6 protein-coding genes are annotated in these 5477 nt (G+C 37.3%); 4 read left to right on the top strand and 2 right to left on the bottom strand.

Going from position 1 to position 5477, the window contains the following annotated elements; genetic code table 11:
• Positions 1 to 173 precede the first annotated feature (173 nt).
• On the bottom strand, positions 174 to 353 hold the full coding sequence (locus tag H8B04_RS16700; protein WP_165292622.1) for a histone H1: 180 nt from the start codon (positions 351 to 353) through the stop codon (positions 174 to 176).
• A 122-nt stretch (positions 354 to 475) separates the two neighbouring features.
• On the bottom strand, positions 476 to 2617 hold the full coding sequence (locus H8B04_RS16695) for a S46 family peptidase (RefSeq protein ID WP_190303051.1): 2142 nt from the start codon (positions 2615 to 2617) through the stop codon (positions 476 to 478).
• A gap of 129 nt (positions 2618 to 2746) precedes the next feature.
• Between H8B04_RS16695 and H8B04_RS16690 the strand changes: the two genes are divergently transcribed.
• Genes H8B04_RS16690 through H8B04_RS16675 form a run of 4 tightly spaced genes read left to right on the top strand, consistent with a single transcriptional unit; the run spans position 2747 to position 5145 of the window.
• Entirely contained in the window at positions 2747 to 4111 is a 1365-nt protein-coding gene (locus H8B04_RS16690) for a DEAD/DEAH box helicase (RefSeq protein ID WP_165292620.1), read from the top strand.
• A 1-nt stretch (position 4112) separates the two neighbouring features.
• The gene (locus H8B04_RS16685; RefSeq protein ID WP_165292619.1) at positions 4113 to 4352 is read left to right on the top strand and encodes a hypothetical protein; all 240 of its coding nucleotides are present in this window, start codon (positions 4113 to 4115) and stop codon (positions 4350 to 4352) included.
• Positions 4353 to 4703, top strand: coding sequence for a gliding motility protein GldC (gene gldC, locus H8B04_RS16680; RefSeq protein WP_165292618.1), 351 nt, complete (start codon positions 4353 to 4355; stop codon positions 4701 to 4703).
• 34 nt (positions 4704 to 4737) lie between these two features.
• Positions 4738 to 5145, top strand: a complete 408-nt coding sequence (locus tag H8B04_RS16675; RefSeq protein ID WP_165292617.1) for an EVE domain-containing protein — start codon at positions 4738 to 4740, stop codon at positions 5143 to 5145.
• The last annotated feature ends 332 nt before the right edge of the window (positions 5146 to 5477 follow it).

The following is a 5477-nucleotide window of genomic DNA, read 5'->3' as shown; positions in this document are numbered from 1 at the left end:
AACTTACAATAAGGACAATTAATAAACAATCTTCCAGAAATCCCTAAAACAAAAATGACTGAGTAAGCTTAATACTATACTCAGTCATTTTTTTAAGTCTCTTAAAAAAATAGAAACTTTTTCAGTGCCCTCCTTTTAGGTGAGCCTTTTCTTTTTAAAACTGTATACAAAGATTATTTACCTTCGTTTTTCTTAGCTGTGATTTCGTTACGGATATCTTGCGCTAAAGTTTTAATTTCTTGTAAACCTTTACGTACACGAGTACCTGCAGCTGAGTTACCGTTGTTGAAGAATTTTTCAGCATCCGCTTCGATTGAAGCTACTAGATCTTTTAATTTAGTGTAGTTTTCCATTTTTATTAAATATAATTTAGTTTCTGTTTTTATTACTAAGATGTAATAAATATACAAAACAAAAAAAGATAAAAACAATAAAATCACACTTTTTAGTAAAAAAAAGGTGATTTTGTAGTGTATTAATCCTTTATTGTAAGCTCATTTATGATATTTTGTGCTCCTGCAAACTTATCTATTACAAATAATACATAACGAATATCTACGGAAATAGTACGTTGTAATTTAGGATCGAAGATTACATCACCAGCCATAGCTTCGATATTACCATCGAAGGCAAGACCGATTAATTCGCCATTTGCATTCAATACTGGAGAACCTGAGTTACCACCTGTGATATCTTGGTCTGACAAGAAGTTTACTGGCATATATCCTGCTTTGTCTGCATATCTTCCGTAATCTTTTTTCTCATGCAATTCCATCAGCTTTTTAGGTAAATCAAACTCTTCGTCATTAGGTTTGTATTTCGCGATAGTACCATCTAAAGTTGTGTAATTGTTGATTTTTGCATCATTACGAGGATCTTTAGGTAAAGCACGGATTGTACCATAAGTCAATCTTAAGGTACTGTTAGCATCAGGATAATACTTCGCCTTTGGATTCTGCGCTAAGAAACCAGCAATATATTTACGGTGTGCTGCTTGGAAATTATCTTCTGCTAATTGTTGTGCTTCTGTTCTCTCGCGGTATTTATCTGCAATTGCTTTTGAAATTTTGTATAATGGATCATTTTCAACTGTAGCCGCATTCGGATTAGCGATAAAAGCTGCTAATTTTTCTTTTGAGCTGAAAATACTGTTGTCGAAAGCTGCTTTTATTACTGAAGTAAACTGGTTGTTATTTTGTTTTGCTAATTCTGCGATGTAAGGTGCGATATTATCACCAGCTTTTGCTACGTACAGATTTAATTCATCTGCTAATACATCGATTTCCAATGGAAGGTATAATTTCTCGTAATTGTCAGCGATGAAAGCATCGATACGAGGTTGGATTTCTTGACGTTTAGCATCATTAGCTGCGGAATATTGCAATAAACCTGTTCCTAATGTAGAAGGAAGCATCGCAAATGTTGATGAACGAACCATACCTGTTAAGTAGTTGTCATGTCTAGCTTTCAAGTTTGTAGATTCATAGTAATCATTGATAGTTTTGATTACATCGCCATATTGTGCCTTGTTCGCAGCTTTATTAGCCCATTTGTTGAATTTATTTTCAGCTTTGCGTTTAGTAGCGGATGTTTTGTGTTTTGTCAACGCATCGATCATACCTTGACGATTTTTCCAATAGTTGGCTACACCAGAATATTTAGAAGCATAGTTGATATTCACTTCTTGATCTTTGTCCATGTGGCGTTTCATCGCGTCCATACCTACTTTCGAAGCTTCTACCCATGCCGGATAAGCAAAGTTTACATTTTGATCAATACCTGCAGCAGGCATCCAACGGTTAGTACGGCCTGGGTAACCTAAAATCATCGAGAAGTCACCTTCTTTGATACCTTTCAAGCTGATAGGCAAGTGGTATTTAGGTTTCAATGGAACATTATCTTTGGAATAAGCAGCGGGATTACCGTCTTTGTCAGCATACACACGGAAGATAGAGAAATCTCCAGTGTGACGAGGCCATTCCCAGTTGTCGGTGTCACCACCAAATTTTCCAATACTGTTTGGAGGAGTACCTACCAATCGAACATCGTGGTAATCTTGGTATACGAAATAGTAAAATTCATTACCATTGTAGAATGAACGCACGTTAACTACGTATTTTCCATTTTCAGAGTTTTCTTTTTCGATTTTAGCAACTTCTTGTTGGATGATAGTGTTACGTTCTTTTTCAGACATTTTATCGTTTACTAAACTTAAGATACGTTTAGAAACATCATCCATGCGTACGAAGAATCTTACATATAATGATTTTGGTTTTAATTCTTCTGCATAATTCTTAGCCCAAAAACCATTTGTTAAGTAATCATTTTCTTTGTTAGATAATTCAGCGATAGCGCCATATCCACAGTGGTGGTTCGTGAACACCAAACCTGTAGCCGACACGATTTCAGCAGTACAACCACCGTTAAATTGCACGATAGCATCTTTTAAGCTAGAGTTATTGATGCTGTAAATTTCCTCTGCGGTCAATTTAAGACCTTTTTTCTGCATATCAGCTTCATTAAGTCGCTTCAAATGCATTAAGAACCACATGCCCTCATCGGCCATAGTAGCCAAAGTTGAGACACATAATACTACTAATAATACTAATTTCTTCATCGTATTTTTCTTTTATAGAAGCAAAATTGGCTTTATTCAGTCGTAAAACAAAATTTGTAGCTATTAAACTTTACTTTCAAGCGATTTTCTTTCAATGGGATAGTCAGAGCTTTTGCCTATCTTTGTCGAATGCAAGCATCATTCGAAGATTTCAAACTCAATAGACAAATACTAAATGCCATAGCAGAAGCCGGGTACGAAGTGCCTACTGAAATTCAGCAAAAAGCGATAACACCAATCTTGGCAGGACAAGATGTAATGGGAATAGCTCAAACTGGAACAGGTAAGACTGCGGCTTTTGTGTTGCCTATGCTGATGAAATTGAAATATGCGCAGGGTAATGACCCACGAGCGTTGATATTAACGCCGACGCGTGAACTTGCGATGCAAATTGAGGAGAATATTCGTGAGTTTTCTACTTATTTGGATTTGCGTACCGTATTGCTTTTCGGCGGATTAGGTCCTAAGACACAAAAGGAGCAGTTAGAAAAAGGCTGTGATATTATTGTGGCAACACCTGGCCGGTTCTTAGAGTTGTACTTGGAAGGATATATTAACACCAAATCGTTAAAATTTTTGGTGATGGACGAGGCGGATAAAATGATGGATATGGGATTTATTTCTAAGATCCACCGTATTTTGGAAATTGTTCCGCGTAAACGTCAAAACTTACTTTTCTCCGCTACCATGAGTGAGTTGGTGCGTAAGATTGCTGGAGATTTCTTGGCTTTTCCAACGGTAATTGAGGTTAGCGAGCAAGCTACACCAGCGACCAGTGTAACGCAAGTGCTTTATCACGTTCCAAATTTGAAAACAAAGATCAATTTGTTGCAGCATTTGTTCAAGAATGATGAAGTTTTTCACCGTGTGATTATTTTCTGTAAAACAAAAGAAGTAGCAGACAATGTATATGCTTTTGTGGAGAGAAAATATGGCGAAGATAATGTACGCGTCATCCACGCAAATAAAGGACAAAATACACGTATTAATTCCATCAATGCCTTCAAATCTGGTGAGATACGTTTTTTAGTAGCAACAGATGTGGCGGCTAGAGGTTTGGATGTATCGAATGTGAGTCATGTAATAAATTTCGATGTGCCGATTATTATCGAGGATTACGTACATAGAATTGGTAGAACAGGTCGTGCTTTCCAAAAAGGTGATGCGATCACTTTTGCGAATGAAAGTGAACTGTACTATATTGAGAAAATAGAGAAGTTAATTCGTCAATCTATTCCTGTGGCAGAAGTACCAGAAGAAGTTTTTGTAGAGAAAACTCCTTTTGAAGAGCGTCAAGCAATAGCTCGCGAGATAGACAACCAAAAGAAAAAGGATAATCCAGACTATAAAGGAGCTTTTCACGAGAAAAAGCACGCAGCTAAAATCGAGGAAACTCGTCGTATTAACGCAAAGAAGAAAGCAGGAAAGATGAAACGTCAACCTGTAAATAAAGATGGCGTGAAGAAGAAAGGTAAGAAATTTAAGAATTCATAAGGTGAAACTTACTCCACTCAATATCGCATTGGCTGTTATCTTGGTATGGGTCATTTCCGAATGGCAATTCGATCAGGAAATGATTTTCACTTGGGGATGGTTGATCATATGGATAGTGGTAGTTTGTCTAGTGGATTTAGCATTTCGACTAATATTTAAAGATTTAAAACAAATATGGTTCCTGCAAATTGCTTTTATACTGATTGTGGGAATGTTGATGATTATATTGAAATTACAATAGATGAAGACAGCAGAGATAAAATTAAATGTAGAATTGGACGAAAATAATGTGCCAGAAACTATCAATTGGTCCTCTACAGATGGTCAAAATGAAGAAGCTCTTCCTGCTAAAGCGATGTTTTTAGCCTTGTGGGATGCGCAGTATAAAAACTCTTTACGTATTGATCTTTGGACTAAAGATATGCCTTACGATGAGATGAAACGTTTTTTCTATGAAACATTACAAACATTAGGCGATTCTTTCTTGAGATCATCAGGTGGCGATCCAATGGCAGATAAAGTAATCGGCGATTTACGTGATTACTGTGCACATTTCGCGGAGAAGATGGAAGTTTTAGAACAACAAGGCTAATTCATTATTACTTCTAACGTTTGAATTTTTTAAAATGAATTATTTTTTAGTAAAATCAGAACCTTTCAAATATAGTTGGGAACAATTCAATAAAGATGGTCAGACATTTTGGGATGGTGTTCGTAATTATCAAGCGCGCAACAATCTGAAAGCGATGAAAGAGGGAGATTTGGTTTTATTCTATCATAGTAATGAAGGTAAGGAAGTAGTGGGGTTGGCAAAAGTTGTGAAAGAATTTTATCAAGATCCTACAACCGAAGATCCAAAATGGGTGGTTGTAGATTTAGTACCTGTAGAGACTTTCAAAAAACCGGTCACTTTAGAAATGATTAAAGCGGACGAATTATTGCAAGATGTAGCGTTGGTAAAGCAAGGACGTCTTTCGGTAATGCCGCTAAAACCCGAAGAATTTGATCGCATTGTAGAACTAGGCAATGCATAATAAAAGCCTTAGCTGATTAGCTAAGGCTTTTATTATGTGCGCCCGGCATGGGCGTGAACTCTAGGGTGTAAGTCCCGAACGTGCCTTGATAGTGGGAAACGTTAACTTAAGGCAAGGGTGTCCTTCGCGAGGGGGAATCTGGAGGAAGCCTGCGGTAAATCTCTGGCCTGACGCACAGAAATCGAATGAGGCCGTTGGATGTGGATGAGTCTGCATAACAAGACAAAGCCCTAAACTATCCGAAACATTCCGCGGTAGATTCGACAGGTATATGGAGAGAAAGTTCACGTTCTTACCCGGGGAGATCTGTCACACTGTTGCCGGCTGGAGGA

It is taken from the genome of Sphingobacterium litopenaei (genome assembly GCF_014692495.1).
GTDB classification, from domain to species: Bacteria; Bacteroidota; Bacteroidia; order Sphingobacteriales; family Sphingobacteriaceae; genus Sphingobacterium; species Sphingobacterium litopenaei.
The sequence above is the reverse complement of the archived record's forward strand: the minus strand, read 5'-3'. Positions and strand labels throughout refer to the sequence as shown.